At 48.0% G+C, this 18,752-nt stretch carries 18 protein-coding genes and 2 tRNA genes; 7 read left to right on the top strand and 13 right to left on the bottom strand.

All coding sequences use genetic code 11. From position 1 onward, the window contains the following. Nucleotides 1-9: 9 nt before the first annotated feature. The 9 genes from proB to ribD all read right to left on the bottom strand — a co-directional run bounded on the left by proB (nucleotide 10) and on the right by ribD (nucleotide 9,521). Nucleotides 10-1,089 (bottom strand): glutamate 5-kinase, encoded by a 1,080-nt coding sequence (gene proB, locus DWX62_RS00665; protein ID WP_035449862.1) that lies wholly within the window; start codon nucleotides 1,087-1,089, stop codon nucleotides 10-12. Beyond that, entirely contained in the window at nucleotides 1,079-1,318 is a 240-nt protein-coding gene (locus tag DWX62_RS00660; RefSeq protein WP_005825154.1) for a DUF2007-related protein, read from the bottom strand. Before DWX62_RS00660 ends, proB begins: the two co-directional genes overlap by 11 nt. Before the next feature lie 75 nt (nucleotides 1,319-1,393). Further along, nucleotides 1,394-2,233 (bottom strand): glutamate racemase, encoded by an 840-nt coding sequence (gene murI, locus DWX62_RS00655; protein ID WP_005825152.1) that lies wholly within the window; start codon nucleotides 2,231-2,233, stop codon nucleotides 1,394-1,396. A 109-nt stretch (nucleotides 2,234-2,342) separates the two neighbouring features. Continuing rightward, a complete protein-coding gene (locus DWX62_RS00650; RefSeq protein ID WP_005825151.1) occupies nucleotides 2,343-2,849 on the bottom strand; it encodes an OmpH family outer membrane protein in 507 nt (168 codons plus the stop codon). Nucleotides 2,850-2,977: 128 nt separating this feature from the next. After that, complete coding sequence (locus DWX62_RS00645; RefSeq protein ID WP_005825150.1) at nucleotides 2,978-3,493, bottom strand: OmpH family outer membrane protein; 516 nt, start codon at nucleotides 3,491-3,493, stop codon at nucleotides 2,978-2,980. A 41-nt stretch (nucleotides 3,494-3,534) separates the two neighbouring features. Then, nucleotides 3,535-6,174 carry an outer membrane protein assembly factor BamA gene (gene bamA, locus DWX62_RS00640; RefSeq protein WP_005825149.1) on the bottom strand — a complete coding sequence of 880 codons (2,640 nt, stop codon included), beginning with the start codon at nucleotides 6,172-6,174 and terminating at the stop codon, nucleotides 3,535-3,537. 52 nt (nucleotides 6,175-6,226) lie between these two features. Beyond that, entirely contained in the window at nucleotides 6,227-6,961 is a 735-nt protein-coding gene (locus DWX62_RS00635; protein WP_005834753.1) for an isoprenyl transferase, read from the bottom strand. Between the two features lie 5 nt (nucleotides 6,962-6,966). After that, complete coding sequence (locus DWX62_RS00630) at nucleotides 6,967-8,331, bottom strand: DUF6242 domain-containing protein (protein ID WP_035449854.1); 1,365 nt, start codon at nucleotides 8,329-8,331, stop codon at nucleotides 6,967-6,969. A gap of 134 nt (nucleotides 8,332-8,465) precedes the next feature. Beyond that, nucleotides 8,466-9,521 carry a bifunctional diaminohydroxyphosphoribosylaminopyrimidine deaminase/5-amino-6-(5-phosphoribosylamino)uracil reductase RibD gene (ribD, locus tag DWX62_RS00625; protein ID WP_005834757.1) on the bottom strand — a complete coding sequence of 352 codons (1,056 nt, stop codon included), beginning with the start codon at nucleotides 9,519-9,521 and terminating at the stop codon, nucleotides 8,466-8,468. Between the two features lie 74 nt (nucleotides 9,522-9,595). Between ribD and prmC the strand changes: the two genes are divergently transcribed. From prmC to DWX62_RS00590, 7 genes are all read left to right on the top strand, one after another. After that, nucleotides 9,596-10,432, top strand: coding sequence for a peptide chain release factor N(5)-glutamine methyltransferase (gene prmC / locus DWX62_RS00620; protein ID WP_009037776.1), 837 nt, complete (start codon nucleotides 9,596-9,598; stop codon nucleotides 10,430-10,432). Next, a complete protein-coding gene (locus DWX62_RS00615) occupies nucleotides 10,429-10,908 on the top strand; it encodes a regulatory protein RecX (protein WP_009037777.1) in 480 nt (159 codons plus the stop codon). Before prmC ends, DWX62_RS00615 begins: the two co-directional genes overlap by 4 nt. 82 nt (nucleotides 10,909-10,990) lie before the next feature. After that, nucleotides 10,991-11,629, top strand: a complete 639-nt coding sequence (gene pyrE, locus DWX62_RS00610) for an orotate phosphoribosyltransferase (RefSeq protein ID WP_005825142.1) — start codon at nucleotides 10,991-10,993, stop codon at nucleotides 11,627-11,629. 93 nt (nucleotides 11,630-11,722) lie between these two features. Continuing rightward, complete coding sequence (locus tag DWX62_RS00605; protein WP_009037778.1) at nucleotides 11,723-12,133, top strand: SRPBCC family protein; 411 nt, start codon at nucleotides 11,723-11,725, stop codon at nucleotides 12,131-12,133. Between the two features lie 28 nt (nucleotides 12,134-12,161). Then, nucleotides 12,162-13,502: an argininosuccinate lyase gene (gene argH / locus DWX62_RS00600; protein WP_009037779.1), complete on the top strand. Its 1,341-nt coding sequence runs from the start codon at nucleotides 12,162-12,164 to the stop codon at nucleotides 13,500-13,502. Nucleotides 13,503-13,604: 102 nt separating this feature from the next. After that, nucleotides 13,605-13,677: transfer RNA gene (locus tag DWX62_RS00595), tRNA-Gly, on the top strand. 21 nt (nucleotides 13,678-13,698) lie between these two features. Beyond that, a tRNA-Leu gene (locus tag DWX62_RS00590) sits at nucleotides 13,699-13,782 on the top strand. A gap of 305 nt (nucleotides 13,783-14,087) precedes the next feature. Here the strand turns inward: DWX62_RS00590 and DWX62_RS00585 are convergent. The 4 genes from DWX62_RS00585 to proC all read right to left on the bottom strand — a co-directional run bounded on the left by DWX62_RS00585 (nucleotide 14,088) and on the right by proC (nucleotide 18,669). Beyond that, complete coding sequence (locus tag DWX62_RS00585; RefSeq protein ID WP_098031852.1) at nucleotides 14,088-15,338, bottom strand: acyloxyacyl hydrolase; 1,251 nt, start codon at nucleotides 15,336-15,338, stop codon at nucleotides 14,088-14,090. Between the two features lie 219 nt (nucleotides 15,339-15,557). Then, on the bottom strand, nucleotides 15,558-17,213 hold the full coding sequence (locus DWX62_RS00580) for an AMP-binding protein (RefSeq protein ID WP_005825134.1): 1,656 nt from the start codon (nucleotides 17,211-17,213) through the stop codon (nucleotides 15,558-15,560). Between the two features lie 7 nt (nucleotides 17,214-17,220). Next, nucleotides 17,221-17,775 (bottom strand): cupin domain-containing protein, encoded by a 555-nt coding sequence (locus DWX62_RS00575; protein WP_016272528.1) that lies wholly within the window; start codon nucleotides 17,773-17,775, stop codon nucleotides 17,221-17,223. A gap of 120 nt (nucleotides 17,776-17,895) precedes the next feature. After that, a complete protein-coding gene (gene proC / locus DWX62_RS00570; protein ID WP_005834777.1) occupies nucleotides 17,896-18,669 on the bottom strand; it encodes a pyrroline-5-carboxylate reductase in 774 nt (257 codons plus the stop codon). Between the last annotated feature and the right edge of the window lie 83 nt (nucleotides 18,670-18,752).

The raw sequence follows: 18,752 nt of genomic DNA, 5'->3' as shown, positions 1-18,752 counted from the left end.
GTCTGTGTCCTATTCTATATATAGGTAGTCGTAGTGCACTACGGGTTTCTTTCCATGTTTTCCCATTGTTTCCCGTGCCTGGCTGGAGTCACAGTTGGCTTTTCCCACACCGATGGGTTTACCGCCGAAGTCGATAATCCGTACGATGTCGTCCTTCTCGAACTCGCCTATAACGTCAGTGATGCCTACCGGTAGGATGCTTACTGCTTTGTCCGAGAAGAGCAGTTCGGTGGCACAATGATTGATGTGCAGTTCGCCTTTGGCAAACCCTTCGCTGTGCGCAATCCATTTCTTGATGCTCGATACCGGTTCCGGAGACGGAATGAAACGGGTATAGTTTAATTCTTCATTATTCATTATTTTCACAAGGATGTTGTCCCGCTTCCCGTTGGCTATGATTACTGTGATGCCCTCATCCGCCACTTTGCGGGCAATGTTGGTTTTTGTCAGCATGCCGCCGCGTCCGAAGCTGGACTTGGAAGTTTGTATGTAGGAGGAGAGGTCTTTGCCTTGTTCTATTTCACGGATGACTTGAGACTCCGGGTCGGCGGGTGAACCGTTGTAGATACCGTCTATATTGCTGAGAATGATTAGTGCCTGGGCATCCATCATGGAGGCTATCAGGCCGGACAGCTCATCGTTGTCGGTGAACATCAGTTCGCTCACGGAGATGGTGTCGTTCTCATTGACAATAGGAATGACGCCGTTCTCCAGCATTACGGTCATACAGTTTTTCTGGTTGAGGTAATGGCGGCGGGTGGAAAAGTTCTCTTTCATTGTGAGCACTTGTCCCACGGGGATGCCATGCTCCCGGAACAGCTCGTAGTAGCGGTTGATGAGTTTGGCCTGCCCTACAGCGGAAAAGAGCTGGCGCTGGTCTACGCTGTCCAACTTCTTGGTGGGGCGCACTTCACTACGTCCCGAAGCAACGGCTCCGGAAGAAACAAGTATTATTTCTATGCCGGCCTTGTGCAGCTCGGCTATCTGGTCCACCAAAGCGGACATGCGGGTGACGTCGAGAGTGCCGTCACGACGTGTTAAAACATTGCTGCCTACCTTGACAGCAATTCTATTGAAATCAATCTCCATTTTCTCTCTTTTCGTATTCACGGACTACTTCCATGGCGGCTTCGTAGTCCTTCTCATTGACGAGAACGGAAACATCTACCGCAGTGGCAGGCAGTACAACGTTTACTACCATTCCGTCTTTTGTTACAGCTTCAATATCACTATTTCCCAGCAGGCTCTTTACGAGTTCTGCTTCCCACGGTGAACCGGTGAACACCTCAACGAGTTTGCTTTTGTCTTCTTCTTTCATGATGGTATGAATTTAGAGGTTTCTGTCTTACAAATATAACAAATGTTTTTGTTTTAATGTTTAATGCTGACGAATTTATAGTTCAATCCTCTCAACTCTTATCGATTCATTCAGGAAAGTAGAAGCCGATTCTGTGAATTTCTCCTCCGATTCCGTGGTGCGGTAGACGCATCTTCCACCTTTGGTACATTTTTTGTCCATTTCCGGATGGCGGTGAAGATAGTCTTTCAGGCTGTCTGCTACCAGTTCCCCCTGGGTGACGGTCGTGATGCCGTCGGGCATGTATTGCTGTATCTTGGGCAGCAGCAACGGGAAGTGCGTGCAGCCCAGAATGACGGTGTCTATCTGCGTGTCTTTGGCCAGCAGGTTGCCGATGTTTTTGCGTATGAAGTAGTCAGTACCCTCACCTTGTGCCTCATTGTTTTCTACGAGGGATACCCATAGAGGGCAGGCTTCACCGCTCACTTTGATGTCGGGGAAGAGTTTATGCACTTCCAGCGGATAGGATTCAGACTTGATGGTTCCTGCCGTGGCAAGCACTCCCACATGGCGGCTTTGGGTTATGTTCCCTATGCATTCTACGGTTGGGCGGATTACTCCCAACACACGGCGCATAGGGTCGAGGCGAGGCAAATCATTCATTTGTATGTTGCGCAGAGCTTTTGCCGAAGCTGTATTGCATGCCAGAATGACGAGGTGACAACCCATCTCGAACAGTTTGGTGACTGCCTGCAAGGTGAACTCATAGACAATCTCGAACGAGCGGGTTCCGTAAGGCGCGCGCGCGTTGTCGCCCAGATAAATGTAATCATATTGGGGAAGGGCTTCCCGTATCTTGCTCAGGATGGTCAGTCCGCCATATCCGGAATCGAATATTCCGATGGGACCGGCTGCAGAAGGTAATGTCTGTTTCATGCGTTCTAAAGACTATGTACCATGCAAAGATAATGCAAATTTCTCAGTAATGTATAAAAAATAAGCGCGGATAAAACTATCCGCGCTTGCTCTATCATAGATAATTCTATTATTTAATGCCCAATTGCGTTTTAACTTTGGCAGTTACATCGACGCTCTGTGCTCCTACGAATGGTATCGGGGTACGGGCCAAGTCGAAGATATAGACCACGCCTTCAGCCTTGCCGACAGCCTGGATGGCTTCGTCCAGTTTCTGATAGATGGGAGCCATAGCATCTTGCTGTGCTTTCTGCATACTTTGATAAGCTTCTTGTTGGAACTGCTCTTGGCGTTGAGCCATATCCTGCAGCTCTTTCTGACGTCTTTCTGCAATGTTTTTCGGAAGAGAGTCGGCTTGTGCCAGGAATTCCTGATACTTCTTCTGGAATTCTTCGTTGGTACGCTGCATTTCATCCTGGTATTTTTTAGACATGGCGTCCAAGTCAGCTTGGGCTTTGGTAAATTCAGGCATAACAGCGATTACATCTTGAGAATTCATGTGAGCGAATTTAGCTTGCGCCATAGCTCCCAGTGGGAGGGCGAACATAACTACGAGTAGTGCGATTTTTTTAAGCATAATGTTTATTATTTATTTGAATGATTATTCGTCGGGGGCAAATATAGCGCAAACTGAACGCAATACAAAATAAGCAAGCTTATTTTTAATCTTGAATGCAGTCTATATTCTGAAACAAATGTATGAAATTAATTTGAATATCCCAGTTTTGCAAGTACTTCATTGCTGACGTCAATACTCGGCGAGGCAAAAATGATACTTGATGCGGAAGCACGGTCTACAACTACCGCATATCCGTTCTGTGTCGCAATTTCCTTTACAGCATTGTATATTTCATCTTGAATGGGTTGCATCAGACTTTCACGTTTTTTATACAGTTCGCCTTCCGGACCGAAGTATTTGCGGCGCAGTTCGGCTGCTGATTTCTCTTTAGCGACAATCTCTTCCTCCTTTTTGCCTCTCTGTGTTTCAGAAAGGGAAGCAATCTGGGACTGATAGTTCTTGTACAGAGTCTTGGCTTCTTCGGAAATCTTTTCGACTTCACTCTGCCATTGTCTGGAGGCTTGCTCCAGTTGTTCATTGGCACGTTCGTAGGCAGGAATATTTTCCAGGATATATTCCATGTCAATCAAGGCGAACTTCTGTGCACCGGCTGTTATACTTACTGCAAACAGCGTAAAAAGGATCAATAAACTCTTCTTCATAACGATACTGCATTAATTGTCAATTATCAATTGTCCATTGCTTAGAATTCTTGTCCCAGGATGAAGTGGAACTGGCTACCGCCATATTGCGAGGAACCCATTATTTTGTCGAAACCGTAAGCCCAGTCGATACCCATCATACCAATCATCGGGAGGAAGATGCGGACACCGACACCGGCTGAACGTTTCAATTCGAACGGGTTGAACTTATTGACATCATGCCATGCATTACCGGCTTCCACAAACGTTAACGCATAAATACTGGTACTTGTTTCGAGCATCAAAGGATATCTTAATTCCAGTCCGAGACGTGTATAGGCATAACCTTCAGAACCGTATGGAGTCAATGAGCTGTTCTCATAACCACGGAGGGCGATACTTTCTGTAGCATAGCTGGAGTAGCCGGTCATACCGTCACCACCCACGTCAAACGTTTCGAACGGAGACTTTTTGTATTTGTTGTAGTGTCCCAGCAAACCGAATTCTACACGTCCCATCAGCACCGGAGTACGTTTGACGGTAATCGGGTCCATCAACGGGATGTAGACTTTGGATTTGAATTTCCACTTGTGGTATTCAATCCACTTGTGCATCTTGTTCATGTCTTCCTGGCTGCTGGTGCTGTACTTGCTGTAATCGGTACCGTCGAACAGAGAGAAAGGCGGTGTGATTTGTGCAGACAACGAGAACTCGGAACCTTGGCGCGGATAAATCGGGTTGTCGATAGAGCTACGGGACAAGGTCAGGTTGAGGCTGAGGTTATTACACTTACCGTTGGTAACCGGGAAGTACTGCCAGTCACTCAGAACATAGCGTTGGTAAGACAACTCGGCTGTGAACTGGAAGTAGTCATCCGGCCACTTCAAACGCTTACCGAACATCACTGCAAGACCATACATCTGGATAGATTTGTCCGGGTCGTAATAATTCTCGTAGTTGTTGTAATTGCCGTAGTTGTACATACCGTAGCCATACATACCGCTATAATAGCTGTTGTAATAGCTGTTCATGTAGGCTGAATTGTAATAACGGCTACTGATGTCGGTCTGGCGGGAATAGAAAGCCGATACGGAGAATGCATTCGGGCGTTTACCGCCAAACCACGGGTCGTAGAATGAAACGCTGTATGACTGATAGTATTTGGCATTGGTCTGGCCGCTGATGGTCAATGTCTGACCATCGCCTTGCGGGAGGATACCGCGGTAGTTCTCACCCGGATGCAGCAGGTTGGACAGAGAGAAGTTGGTGAACTTCAGACTTAACTTACCGATAATACCCGTTTGTCCCCAACCGGCGGAGAACTCTACCTGGTCGTTGGCTTTGGATACAAGGTCATAACCGATGTCTACCGTGCCGTCTTCCGGTCTCGGCTGGATGTCGGGCTGGATTTGTTCGGGGTCGAAGTGTCCCATCTGCTGGATTTCACGCATGGAACGCATCAGGTCTTCACGGCTGAAGAGTTCGCCCGGACGGGTACGGAGTTCACGGCGTACTACGTTTTCATACAAACGGTCGTTACCGTTGATGCTGACTTTATTGATGGTAGCCTGGCGACCTTCGTAGATACGCATTTCCAGGTCGATGGAGTCGCCCACGATGTTTACTTCCACCGGTTCGAGGCTGTAGAACAGATAACCGTTGTTGTAGTAAAGGTTACCGATGGCATCGTCATCGGTCATTGTACGCTCTTCAAGTAACTTTTGGTTGTAGACATCACCCTTCTTCATCTGGAGGAGGAAGTTCAGTTGTTCGGAAGGATACAGTGTGTTACCTACCCAGGTTACATTGCGGAGATAGTATTTCTGTCCTTCCTCAATCTGCATGAAGATGTCTACCGTGCGGTCATCGTAGGGCTTGATACTGTCTGTCACGATGATGGCGTCACGATAACCCAGTTCGTTGTATTTGTCGATAATCAGCTGTTTGTCCGCTTCGTAGTTGTCCTCAATGAATTTCTTGGTGCGGAACAGATTGAGCAACTTGCCCTTTTCGTTTGTTTTCTTCATCACACGCTTCAGCTTCTTGGTCGTGAGGGCCTCGTTGCCTACAATGGTGATTTGATGTACTTTCACTTTCTCCTTCTTGTCGATGTCGATGTTGACAATCACTTCATTCTTCTTTTCCGGATCATCACGTTGGGTGATGATTACATCTGCATTCTTGAAGCCCTTGTCGTCAAAATAGCGCTTTATCAAGGTCTTGGCGCGGTCCACCAGATTAGGTGTAATCTGACCGCCCTTTATCATGCCGATTCTGCTTTCCAGGTCTTCACGCTCTGACTTCTTCACACCGTTGTAGCGTATGTCGGAAACACGCGGACGCATGGTCAGATGAATGGTCAGCCAAATTTGGTCGCCTTCAATCTTGTCTGCTGTAATTTCCACGTCAGAGAACAGACCGTGGCGCCAGTAGCGCTTACAAGCTTGTGTAATCTCGTCACCCGGCACGGTGATAGTCTGCCCTTTGGATAGTCCGGACAATCCGACAATTACATAATCCTCATAGTTCTGGGCTCCTTCGACCTTAATGTCGGCTATTTCATACTTCTTGGGTGTTCCCGAATAGAGTATAACCGGCTTTTCGGTTTCATCGGTGTTGTTTACGTCCTGTGCTGCTGTTGTCAGTGCGCAGCCGAAAAGGCAGACAAACGTTACGAGTATGGAGAAAATACGATAGTGCATCTTTTTATTTACTATTTTACAATTTACTATTTACTATTTGTGTGTCCGGTGATTAATTGATTTGCTCGCTGGTCTTGCCGAACCTGCGTTCGCGTTTCTGATAGTCACATATGGCTTTGCGTAATTCTTCTTCACGGAAGTCGGGCCAATAGGTATCACAGAAATAAAGTTCCGAATAGGCGCATTGCCAGAGCATGTAGTTACTAAGGCGGAGCTCTCCTCCGGTACGTATCAGCAGGTCGGGGTCGGGCATGAAGTGGGTTGTCAGATGACGGGATATGAGCTCACTGTCGATTTGTTCGGGTTTCAGCTCACCTTTCTGTACCAGGTCGGCTATTTGCCGGGCAGCTTCCGTTATTTCCCAGCGGGAAGAGTAGCTCAATGCCAGTACCAGGCACATTCCCGTGTTGTGGGAGGTGTGTGCCACGCAAGTGTTGAGCCGTTGCTGTACGTTGGCTGGCAGTTTTTCAATATCTCCTATTACCCGGAAACTGATATTGTTCTTCATGAACGTCTCTTCCTCTATGGAGTCGAAGAGCAATCCCATCAAGGCGGCTACCTCGTCCGACGGACGATTCCAGTTCTCGGTAGAGAACGTATATAAAGTAAGGTATCTGACTCCTAATTTAGCGGCTTCCTCTGCAATGACGTGCACAGTCTCTGCGCCGGCCTGATGTCCATAGCTGCGTTCGTGTCCACGCTGCTTGGCCCACCGTCCGTTACCGTCCATGATAATCGCCACGTGCTGGGGTATCCGGTTTAGATCGATTTCTTCCTTATATGACATCATTATTATTGTATTTCGAAGCCCAATCTGTTAAGACGTCCGCGCCATACCTCATTCTTGGTGCCGTTGCCGCCGAATATCACCCAAATGAAGTCCCGTTTGTCTGCCGGGTCCACAGTTTTGTCTTTCGTCGGTTCCACTATAATGGAGTACGCGCCTTTCCCTTTGAATTCCTGGGGTAGCAGGAACTTGGTTTCTGTCTTGCTCCACGCAATGCCTGTGATGGAGTTGTAGATGGCGTCAAGTTCTCCTCCAAAGCAATAGAACATGTCGCCATAGTACATAATGGCAGGGTTGACCATGCCGGGACAAGATGTGTCGTACACCGTGTTAGCCAGGCTTGCCCAGCCTTTGCCGTCCAATGAGAACCAGGGTATTGTCTCTTGTTCGTTGGCCAGCGGCATTCCTGCCAGAACCACCTTCTCTACACCATTGCCGGTGTTGGTCTGGGTGGTGGATATGTTTTCGGTAGGGAATCCTGCCGGGACTTCCTCAAGGGTAAGGTTGTCAGCCGTGTTTTCCGCTTCCCAATTCTTTCCGTCTTTACAGATGTTGAAATATTGCTTTCCGTTGATTTCCACAATACCCGAGAGCCGGTCGGAGAAACCATTGATGAGGACTATGACATTGTCTCCCAATGTAGTGACTTCTGTCCAGGCGCCGCCGTTGGTAGAGCTGAATACTCTTTTGCTTTCTGTAACCATATAAAGCGCATTGTTATACTCTACGGCAGATGTCAGCTTTACGTCTGAGGGGAGGTTGCTGACATTGACTTTACTCCAGTTGTATTTATCGGGCGCAGTCGATGTCTTGTAAGCAGTACTGTTGGAAGTGTAGACAAATAGTTCGTCTCCCAGTACAACCGCTTTTTGCTGACCTAAATTGATGGTATTGGAGAATATATTCCCCCTTTTCTGCATGTCTGTCCATACGAGTGAGTCCGGGTCTTGCAGGTGTACATTAACTTTCAATTTATATTCGCGGACTGTAACACCGTCGGCGGCATGTGCTTTGAACAGCATGCCGGCATCGTTGTTCATGGCGGGTCTCAAATCCACGGAGTCCGACATGACGAATACCGTGTCGGTAGGCGAGCCTGAAGTTATCCAACCGGTAACGGTCATAGTATCAATCAGAATACGGTCAATGATGGTATCTGAACCTACGGGCAATGAATCTCTGTTATAGATGAGTCTATTGAGCTGGTCAATTGTAAATTTGTAATGTTTGCCATGTATGGTATCGATACCAAAAGCATGTATAGTAGCATCGGAGCTGAATTCATAATTGTCGTCAGAGTCAAGGCATGAACTTAGAGCAAATGACACAATAAGAAAACTCACAATTACTGATAGAAACTTTATTCTCATTTTGAAAGTTAGTGTTTATTTACAAGTTGCAAAAATAGGAACATTTTTTTCTATAAACAGCTTTACGGGGAAGTTTTATATAAAATTATAGATAATATCCCCCTTTTTCTCGATAAAAAAGCCCTGAAATGAGGCTATTGACTGTTTCTTGAGGCCGTATAATGGCGAAAACTCCTGCCGAAAGAATACTCTGTTGCAAATGGATATCCGTCACTGATTTCGGGTGCTTTGACGCCGGAATGAAGAAGGTGCGGAGCTTCTTCCACAAAGATTTCGTCCCACAATCCGGCATCAATGAAGGATTGGAGCGTTTGGCTGCCACCCTCTACCAAAAGGGATTGTAATCCGCGTGTATACAGCATTTCCATGATTTCGGGGAGTATATTCTGCCGGTAGTCGCTGACTGGCAGATATTCTACATTCGGTAGCGGAGCGTGCGGGATTTCTGTAAAAACGAGGGTCGGCACGCTACCGTCAAATAGGTGAAGGCTGGGGGATAGCTTTTGTTGCCGGTCCAGCACGATACGTACCGGTGAACGACCATACCAATGGCGGACATTCAGGCCGGGATTGTCCAGTTCAGCCGTACGGGTACCTACTAATATGGCACTGTGCTCTGCCCGTTTCTTGTGTACCAGCATCGAAGTCAGCGGGCTGGAGAGGATAACCGGTTTACCGTCCGTGCGGGAGTAATCGATATATCTGTCAGAAGATTCCGCCCATTTTAGGGTGATGTAGGGGCGTCGCAAAGTATGGAAAGTGATGAACCTGCGGATGAGCTGCCGACATTCTGTTTCCAGCACTCCGACAATAACTTCACGTCCGGCATCCTTCAGTTTCTGTATGCCTCGGCCCGCAACCTTAGAAAAAGGGTCCCGGCACCCGATGACGATGCGTGGAATCTGCTTCTCGATGATGAGGTCTGCACAAGGAGGAGTTTTGCCATAGTGCGAACACGGTTCCAGGCTGACATAGATGGTGGAACGTTTCAGCAGGGACGTGTCTTTCACGGAACGGATGGCGTTGACCTCGGCGTGGGCTTCTCCACAGCGCACATGGTATCCCTCGCCTATGATTTTCCCGTCACATACTATTACCGCTCCCACCATCGGGTTGGGTGCTGTATTGCAAAGTCCGTTTTGTGCCAGTTGGATGCATCGCAGCATATATTTCTCTTCTTCTGAATTCATATCCTTGCTTGTCTTTTGGTTGAATAATCAAAATTAATGATTACTTTTGCAGCCCGAATAAAACCGGACTCCGAATGAATGTAACCGTTTCACATATCCGCAGTGCTTTGCAGGAGTGCTATCCTCCCCGGGAGGCAGCCAATCTTTCCCGTATTGTCTGCTGTGAAATGTTAGGTCAGAGTCATATTGACTATTACCTGGGCAAAGATATGATTTTATCTCCAAAGGATGAAAAGGAATTGGAAAGCATTCTTTCCCGTCTGTGCAATTTTGAGCCCATACAGTATGTGCAGGGTACTGCCCGTTTCCTGGGACGTACTTTTCGGGTGGCTCCGGGGGTGCTTATTCCCCGTCCCGAAACGGAAGAACTGGTGGAGAGGATGCTGGAGGAAGTCGCTCCGGCTTCCCGTATTCTCGACATTGGCACTGGAAGTGGGTGTATTGCCGTCACTTTGTCTAAAGAGTTGCCGGAAGCGGAAGTAACTGCTTGGGACATTTCCGGAGAAGCTCTTGCCATAGCCGGCGACAATAACCGCCTTTTGCAGACCTCCGTACAATTTGTACAGCGTGATGTCCTGACGTATCAACCGACTGAGGATGAGTACTTTGATGTAATCGTCAGTAATCCGCCTTATGTTACGGAAACAGAAAAGAAGGACATGGAGCCAAATGTCTTGAACTGGGAACCTTCGGGAGCTTTGTTTGTTCCAGACAGCGACCCGCTCCGTTTCTATCGGCGTATAGGTGAACTGGGACGGAGCATGCTGACGGTCGGCGGCCGACTCTATTTTGAAATCAACCGGGCATTTGGAGAGGCTGTCGCTTCGATGCTTCGCAAGCAAGGCTATACGAATGTCCGTATCCGAAAAGATATTTCCGGCAACGACCGGTACGTAATTGCAGAACGATGATAGAAATAACTGAAACTGAAGCTTTGAACAGAGTGGCGGCATATTGCTCCACTGCCGAGCATTGCCGGGCGGAGATTGCGGAGAAACTGCAACGCTGGGGCATTGCCTATGATGCCATAGACCGTATCATCAACCGTCTGGAACAAGAGAAGTACATTGATGAAGAACGCTTCTGCCGTGCTTTCATCAACGACAAATACCGTTTAGCCAAATGGGGCAAGATGAAGATAGGGCAGGCGCTCCAGTTGAAAAAGATATCTTCATCTGTCTATTGGCCCTATTTGAACGAGATTGATGAGGAGGAATACCACGCCGTCTTGCAGAAACTGCTGGCGGCAAAGCGTAAAAGCGTCCGTGCCGAAAGTGAGTATGAGTTGAATGGCAAACTGGTGCGTTTTGCCTTGAGCAGGGGGTTCGAAATGAAGGATATATGTCGTTGCATAGAGGTTTCTGAGGAAAATGACTACTCCGAATGAAAATTATCGGCTTTCTCTTTTTTATTCTCATTCTGTTTCCGTATTTTTGTGCCATATTTATCATATATAGATTAGTTTTGCTATGAAAACTTTAGAAAGATTGTTTGCAGAGAAGTTGCTGAAGATAAAAGCGATTAAACTACAACCGGCTAACCCGTTCACTTGGGCATCCGGATGGAAGTCTCCGTTTTATTGTGATAACCGCAAAACCCTTTCTTATCCTTCTCTCCGTAATTTCGTAAAGATTGAAATTACGCGTCTGATTTTGGAACGTTTCGGACAGGTGGATGCCATTGCCGGTGTGGCAACGGGAGCTATCCCGCAAGGTGCCTTGGTGGCCGATGCATTGAACTTGCCGTTTGTATATGTACGCTCCACTCCGAAAGACCATGGACTGGAGAATTTGATTGAAGGTGAACTTCGTCCCGGTATGAAGGTGGTAGTCGTGGAAGATTTGATTTCTACGGGTGGAAGCAGCTTAAAGGCTGTAGAAGCTATCCGCCGTGACGGATGTGAGGTCATCGGTATGGTAGCTGCCTATACTTATGGTTTCCCGGTTGCCGAAAAGGCTTTCAAGGATGCCAAAGTGCCTTTGGTGACGCTGACCAATTACGAGGCTGTGATGGAAGTGGCACTGCGTACGGGCTATATCGAGGAAGAAGATGTGGAGACTCTGAATGAATGGCGTAAAGACCCTGCACATTGGGAATCTGGAAAATAAGAACTTATTTGTAAAAATGTTAATATGGATAAAAGAGCCATTCGGATAGATTCTGTCCGGATAGTTCTTTTTTCTTTTTGAATACGATTGATTATGACGAAATTTGAGAGTGGAGTGAAAGTTGTACCGGCTTCACAAGAAGCTGTTTATGAAAAGCTTTCCGACCTGAGCAATCTGGAGAAGGTGAAAGACCGTCTGCCTGAAGACAAAGTGAAGAACTTGAGTTTTGACGCGGAGAGCATGACGATAGAGGTGGCCCCCGTGGGAAAGATTACGTTGCAGATTGTGGAGAAGGAACCTTGCAAGTGTATCAAGTTTGCAACAACCACTTCACCGCTGCCCTTCAATCTGTGGATACAGATTGTACCCACCACCGAAACCGAATGCAAAATGAAGCTGACCATCGGCATGGATATAAATCCGTTTATGAAGACCATGGTGCAGAAACCCTTGCAGGAAGGACTGGAGAAGATGGCAGATATGTTGGCGATGATACAATATTAATCACTAACCATTAATCATTAGAAACAACGTGGCTCAGAAACTTTGGGAAAAATCCGTTCAGGTAAATAAGGATATCGAACGCTTCACGGTAGGCCGTGACCGTGAAATGGACCTTTATTTGGCAAAGCACGATGTGCTGGGTTCCATGGCGCACATCACGATGCTCGAAAGCATTGGCTTGTTGACGAAGGAAGAACTGCGGCAATTACTGGCCGAATTGAAGGAAATCTATGCGATGGCCGAGCGTGGAGAATTTGTGATAGAAGAGGGAGTGGAAGACGTTCACTCACAAGTGGAACTTATGCTGACGCGCAACTTGGGTGATATAGGTAAGAAAATACACAGCGGACGTTCGCGCAACGACCAGGTGTTGCTCGATTTGAAGCTCTTTACCCGTGCAGAGATAAAGGAAGTGGCAGAGGCTGTGGAACAATTGTTCCATGTGCTGGTTATGCAGAGCGAACGCTACAAGGATGTACTGATGCCGGGTTATACACACTTGCAGATAGCCATGCCGTCTTCTTTCGGACTTTGGTTTGGGGCATACGCCGAGAGCCTGGTGGACGATATGATGTTCCTTCAGGCAGCTTTCAAGATGTGCAACCGCAATCCTTTGGGTTCTGCTGCGGGATACGGTTCCTCGTTCCCGCTGAACCGTACGATGACTACCCGTCTTTTGGGATTTGATTCCCTCAACTACAACGTAGTGTATGCCCAGATGGGGCGTGGCAAGATGGAGCGTAATGTAGCTTTCGCCCTTGCCAGTGTGGCCGGAACCATATCGAAATTGGCTTTTGACGCATGTATGTTCAACAGTCAGAACTTCGGTTTTGTGAAGCTGCCGGACGATTGCACTACCGGCTCCAGCATCATGCCTCACAAGAAGAACCCGGACGTCTTTGAACTGACGCGTGCCAAGTGCAACAAACTGCAATCCCTTCCCCAGCAGATTATGATGATAGCCAACAATCTTCCTTCCGGCTATTTCCGTGACTTGCAGATTATCAAAGAGGTCTTCCTGCCTGCTTTTCAGGAACTGAAAGACTGTCTGCAGATGACGACTTACATTATGAATGAAATCAAGGTGAACGAACATATTCTTGATGATGACAAGTATCTGCTTATTTTCAGTGTGGAGGAAGTCAACCGCTTGGCACGTGAAGGGATGCCTTTCCGCGATGCCTACAAGAAGGTGGGACTGGATATTGAAGCCGGAAACTTCTCGCACAGCAAAGAGGTACATCATACCCATGAAGGCAGTATCGGAAACCTTTGTAACGATGAAGTCTCTGCCCTGATGCAGAAAGTGGTAGATGGTTTCAATTTTGAGACCATGCAAGCTGCAGAGAAAGAGTTGCTGGGCAGGTAAAAGGTTCTGCGGGTTCAAGTCCCGCTGCGAGTACTGTACTTTTATAAAAAAAAATTTGGCAGAAACGGGAAAACTGTTTATCTTTGCACCCGTTCTCCAAATGCGGAAATAGCTCAGTTGGTAGAGCATAACCTTGCCAAGGTTAGGGTCGCGAGTTCGAGTCTCGTTTTCCGCTCTCCTTTCCCTTTTTTAGGATGCTCGAATGGTGGAATGGTAGACACGAAGGACTTAAAATCCTTTGGCCATTGCGGCTGTGCGGGTTCAAGTCCCGCTTCGAGTACTCGATTAAGCTCTGTGAATCATTGATTTGCAGAGCTTTTTCTTTATAAGCTCTTGATATGAAAGACCGTTTCCCTATAGCGAACAAAGTGTTTCCCTTAATAGAACATTTCGTTTCATCATATGAAAACAGACTGTTTTTCCTTATTGGAACAAACTGTTTCTCTATACTTGAACAAAGTGTTCATCTCTGTGAACTAACAAACTAACTATAATACTATAGTAGATGATATGCGCGTGGCACTTGGTAATATGTGCTTGCAGATGAAATAAAAGAATCTATATAAATACCCTCCTCTTTATTGTTCAGAACAGCTTGGGGCGTTTGTTATTGAACCGATAGCCGATACCCAACATCAGATAATTGGGCTCATGAAATTCCCGGAGGTTATATCCTATATGGAGATACGAATTGCGTGTTACGTCTATTTTCAGGGCAAGAATCTGATAGAAAGACTTCATGTCACCGCCGCCGTGCAGAACATTGGCTCCCAGACCGATACCTACCGTGAAGTAAGGCATGACAAATTCTCCGCGGGCGGATAAGCCCAATGCCATCTGCTTCTTGGCGGGCGGAGTATAGAAGCCGTTCTCTTCTTCGTACGATTCTTTCATGTTCGCACTGTGGTCGTATACGCCGTCCAACGCCACACCGGCGCGGAATTTATAGCCGAAGTTGTACATGGGTGCAAAGCTGAAACCGAACACGTTGTAAGTGCCGGGTGCGGGTACCTGGCCACTACTGCCCTCATGGGCCACTGCTTTCTTTCGCCAGGAGCCGAACAAAGTCAGGTCGTAGCTGACGTGGCGGGGGAATGGAGGAACGATAGGGTGTTGCCATGACTGGGCGAGTTCATCCGCTCTGCGGTTAAAGTTATATACCAGCCCCACTTTACAGTCCACCGTGTTCAGACCGGAGTTGGGATATTGGGTGTTTCCGTTGGAAAAGTGGCTTCCGGTAGCTCCTATCATCAGGTCGAACTTGGGGGAGAGTGCCCACTTTAAGTAGAGGTTCACATTGAGATAGGCATTCACTTTCGAGCCGATAATCTGGTTCTCCGGGTTGTCGTATTCATCGTAGGGTTTCCAGCCGAACGATGCGCCGAAGTTCCATTCATAGTTCAAGGATATGCGGGGGCTGAATTGGGCGATGCGTCCCCCTTGAAACAGATAGACCGCCAGCGGGTTGCCCAGCTCTTCCGGATTGCCGAAGTTGAAATAGCCGACTCCAATCCCTTGATAGGCTCCTATATAAGCCTGGTCGGCAACGGTGTGGGGACGGAGCTGGAAGGAGTATTTCAGATGGCCGGCATAGGCATTTTTCATGGGCTTGTATTGGTGGTTGGAGTACTCCAGAAAAGGGTTGGTCTGAAAAATATAGCCAGCACGCCCTTCTACGCCTAATCTGTGGATGAAGCGCTGTGAGAAAGGGAGTGTATCCCGTTTGTATTCCGAATGACTATCGGATGTCCATTGTTGGGCGTATATTGTATCAGACAAGAAAAGTACCGCTCCTAAGAAAGCCAGTATTTTCCATATCTGCGTTCTATTTTTCATATGCCGTGTCGGTCTTTCTTGTTTATAAATGTTCCAAGTGAAGTTTAATTTCGTGCAAATATAGTTCTTTTCTCCTTTTGGTATTCACAATGAGACAACTATTTGTAAAAAGAGGGGGTAAAACGGAAATCGTCAATAGAATGGCCGACTTCGGTTTTATCCCCTCCTTATTCATTCACCCGGATGTTGTCTTATGATTCAGATACTGGGTGGCGAGTATTATTTCCGGTCGTTCTCCCGGATTTCCACACGGCGGATTTTCCCGCTGATGGTTTTGGGGAGCTCATCAACAAATTCGATGACACGCGGGTATTTGTAGGGAGCCGTCACTTTCTTCACATGGTTCTGCAACTCCTTGACAAGCTCTTCTTCGGCGCGTGCCTTGTACTCTTTTGCCAACACAATCGTAGCTTTTACCACTTGGCCGCGGATTTCATCGGGCACACCGGTAATGGCACATTCCACTACGGCTGGGTGGGTCATCAATGCACTTTCCACTTCGAACGGGCCGATGCGATAACCGCTACTTTTGATAACGTCGTCGGCGCGGCCCACGAACCAGAGGTAGCCGTCTTCGTCCTTCCAGGCTACGTCTCCCGTGTAGTAAATGCCGTTGTTCCATGCCTCGTGGGTACGGTTGGCATCGCGGTAGTATTCCTTGAACAATCCCAGCGGTTTGCCTTTGTCGGTACGGATTACAATCTGTCCCTGCTCACCGGCTTCCACAGAACGGCCGTCGTTGTCTATCAGGTCTACGTCGTATTGCGGATTGGGCAATCCCATGCTGCCGGGTTTCGGTTCCATCCAGGGCATGGTGGCGACGGTGAGGGTCGTTTCGGTCTGTCCGAAACCCTCCATCAACTTGATGCCCGTCAGTTTCTTGAAGGTCTCGAATACAGCGGGGTTCAAGGCTTCTCCGGCGATGGTGCAGTATTCCAGGCTGGATAGGTCGTACTTCGTAAGGTCTTCGTGAATGAGGAACCGGAAGATGGTGGGCGGTGCACAAAGCGACGTGACGTGATAATCCTGTATCTTCTCCAGTATGGCTGCGGGAGTGAACTTCTCGTGGTCGTATACAAATACGTTGGCACCGGCAATCCATTGTCCGTAGAGCTTGCCCCACACGGCTTTTCCCCAACCGGTGTCGGCAATGGTGAGGTGTAGGCTGCTCTCTTTCAGGTTGTGCCAGAAGCTGCCGGTGACGATATGTCCCAACGGATAGGTGAAGTCGTGGGCCACCATTTTGGGCTCTCCGGTAGTACCGCTGGTGAAGTACATCAGGGAGATGTCATCGTTCGTGTTCGGATGTTCCGGTTTCACGAAAGGAGCGGCGGCCTCGATACCTTTGTGGAAGTCTTCGAATCCTTCGGGAGCTTCCGGCCCGACGCTTACGAGGCGTTTCACAGAAGGAGACTCTGGCATAGCTGCCGTGATATGGTCGGTGATGACGCTTTCGCCGGCACAGACTATCATTTTAATGTCTGCGGCGTTGCAGCGGTATACGATGTCTTTCTTCGTCAGCAGGTGGGTGGCGGGAATCACCACTGCACCGAGTTTGTGCAGTGCCACAATGCTGAACCAGAATTCATAACGGCGTTTCAGTATCAGCATCACCATGTCTCCGTGCCCGATGCCGAGGCTTTGGAAATAGGAAGCCGTCATGTCTGTGTACCGTTTCATGTCGGCAAAGGTAAACTGCCGGCATTCGCCCTGGTCATTGGTCCACAACAGTGCGGGTTTGTCGGGCTGCTCGGCTGCCCAGGCATCCACTACGTCGTAGCCGAAGTTGAAATTCTCCGGTACGTTTATCTTCAAGTTCTTGATGAAGTCCTCCTGTGAGGTGAAGGATGTTTGAGATAAAAATCTTTCTACCATAACTTTATTACATGATTACTGCCAGGAATTTTACAGTCTTTCCGTCAAGCGCCTTCATGCCGTGCGGCAGTTTGGAGTTGAAGTATAGACTGTCTCCTTCGTTTAAGATTAAGTCTTTGCCGTCGATGCTGACCATCATACGGCCTTCCAGTACGAGGTTGAACTCCTGACCGGCATGGCTGTTGTAATGTATCGGCTCGCTGTCCGGTTTCGGTTCTACGGTCACAATGAACGGGTCTGCCGTGCGGTTGATGAAACCGGCTGCCAGCGATTGGTATTTATATGCCTTGGTACGTTCTATACTGGTTCCTTTTCCGGCACGTGTCAGGAAGTAGGAGCTCATTTTGGGCTCTTGCCCAAACATCAGTGCGTCCAGTGATATGCCGTAGTGCCGTGCTATCTTCTGCAGCATGCTGACCGAGATGTCGAATTCTCCGGTTTCGGCCAGGCGGTACTCTTCTGCAGAAATGTCGCAGTCACGGGCGATATCGTCGGCAGTCAGTTCCAATACGTCACGCAGTCCGCGCAGGCGTTCGGCTATTTGTCTGATTTGTTCGTCCATAATTATATTTTTTAATGGGTTGTTATTAAAGTGTGGCAATGTGCCAATAGGCTGCACAATGTTTAATTACACCGTAGCTCATAGGCATATCGGGACATCGTTACATTAGCACATTAAATATCATTTACTCGCTTTGATGGCTTTAATCACAGTGGAGGTGAATCCTTCATGTTCCAGCTCGTTGATTCCCTTGATGGTAATTCCTCCGGGGGTACACACCTTGTCAATCTCAACACTGGGGTGCGTGTCGTTGTTCAGAATCAGCTCGGCTGCCCCTTTCACGGATTGTGCCACCATGCGCATGCCGTCTTTGGGATAGATACCCATTTCAACGCCGGCCTGCATGGCTGCCTGGATATACTTAAGCACGTAGGCGATGCCGCAGGAAGTCATGGCAGTGGTTGCCGCAATCTTTTCTTCGGGAATGAGCATGGCGAGTCCCATCTGGTTGAAAATGTCCAGCATCAGTTGCTCCTGCTCCTTGGTGGCATTGCGGCTGGCGATGAGTGTCATGCTTTCCATCTCGCTGATGGCGGTATTGGGAATAAGACGGAACATGGTCATTTCTTTGTCTGCTACATAGTGTGTCAGCTCTTCAAAAGGAATGCCGGCTGCAACGGATATAAGAATCTCTGTGCCTTTTAGTTCCAGTTCCTTTATCACTGGCTCCATCAGCCATGGCTTCACGGCAAAGATTATCATATCTGCACCGGCTGCCGCTTCCTGGTTGTCATTGGTCACTTGCAATGCGGGGAATTCTGCCTTCAGCTTGTCCAGCTTGCCCTGGGTGGGGTTGGAGACAATGATGTTACCGGCAGGGATGATTGTTCCTTTTGCCAGCCCTCGGGCAATGGCTCCCCCCATATTTCCTGCACCGATAATTGCTGTTTTCATATCTTTTTGTTGTTAAAAGAGTTGTTTTGCTGGCAAAGGTAGATAAATTTTCTACAAAAAACGACCGAGAGAGAAAGGTATTC

It is taken from the genome of Bacteroides sp. AF20-13LB (assembly GCF_003603065.1).
Lineage (GTDB): Bacteria > Bacteroidota > Bacteroidia > Bacteroidales > Bacteroidaceae > Bacteroides > Bacteroides uniformis.
Note: the sequence above shows the minus strand (reverse complement) of the source record. Positions and strands in the feature narration are given on the sequence as shown.

What these genes read in the sequence shown, in the direction of transcription:
- DWX62_RS00605 (WP_009037778.1), top strand. Translation starts at nt 11,723, where the DNA reads ATGACGAAATTTGAGAGTGGAGTGAAAGTTGTACCGGCTTCACAAGAA.
- DWX62_RS00645 (WP_005825150.1), bottom strand. Translation starts at nt 3,493, where the DNA reads ATGAAGAAGAGTTTATTGATCCTTTTTACGCTGTTTGCAGTAAGTATA.
- proC (WP_005834777.1), bottom strand. Translation starts at nt 18,669, where the DNA reads ATGAAAACAGCAATTATCGGTGCAGGAAATATGGGGGGAGCCATTGCC.
- DWX62_RS00580 (WP_005825134.1), bottom strand. Translation starts at nt 17,213, where the DNA reads ATGGTAGAAAGATTTTTATCTCAAACATCCTTCACCTCACAGGAGGAC.
- murI (WP_005825152.1), bottom strand. Translation starts at nt 2,233, where the DNA reads ATGAAACAGACATTACCTTCTGCAGCCGGTCCCATCGGAATATTCGAT.
- ribD (WP_005834757.1), bottom strand. Translation starts at nt 9,521, where the DNA reads ATGAATTCAGAAGAAGAGAAATATATGCTGCGATGCATCCAACTGGCA.
- DWX62_RS00660 (WP_005825154.1), bottom strand. Translation starts at nt 1,318, where the DNA reads ATGAAAGAAGAAGACAAAAGCAAACTCGTTGAGGTGTTCACCGGTTCA.
- DWX62_RS00615 (WP_009037777.1), top strand. Translation starts at nt 10,429, where the DNA reads ATGATAGAAATAACTGAAACTGAAGCTTTGAACAGAGTGGCGGCATAT.
- DWX62_RS00630 (WP_035449854.1), bottom strand. Translation starts at nt 8,331, where the DNA reads ATGAGAATAAAGTTTCTATCAGTAATTGTGAGTTTTCTTATTGTGTCA.
- pyrE (WP_005825142.1), top strand. Translation starts at nt 10,991, where the DNA reads ATGAAAACTTTAGAAAGATTGTTTGCAGAGAAGTTGCTGAAGATAAAA.
- DWX62_RS00575 (WP_016272528.1), bottom strand. Translation starts at nt 17,775, where the DNA reads ATGGACGAACAAATCAGACAAATAGCCGAACGCCTGCGCGGACTGCGT.
- prmC (WP_009037776.1), top strand. Translation starts at nt 9,596, where the DNA reads ATGAATGTAACCGTTTCACATATCCGCAGTGCTTTGCAGGAGTGCTAT.
- DWX62_RS00635 (WP_005834753.1), bottom strand. Translation starts at nt 6,961, where the DNA reads ATGTCATATAAGGAAGAAATCGATCTAAACCGGATACCCCAGCACGTG.
- proB (WP_035449862.1), bottom strand. Translation starts at nt 1,089, where the DNA reads ATGGAGATTGATTTCAATAGAATTGCTGTCAAGGTAGGCAGCAATGTT.
- bamA (WP_005825149.1), bottom strand. Translation starts at nt 6,174, where the DNA reads ATGCACTATCGTATTTTCTCCATACTCGTAACGTTTGTCTGCCTTTTC.
- DWX62_RS00585 (WP_098031852.1), bottom strand. Translation starts at nt 15,338, where the DNA reads ATGAAAAATAGAACGCAGATATGGAAAATACTGGCTTTCTTAGGAGCG.
- DWX62_RS00650 (WP_005825151.1), bottom strand. Translation starts at nt 2,849, where the DNA reads ATGCTTAAAAAAATCGCACTACTCGTAGTTATGTTCGCCCTCCCACTG.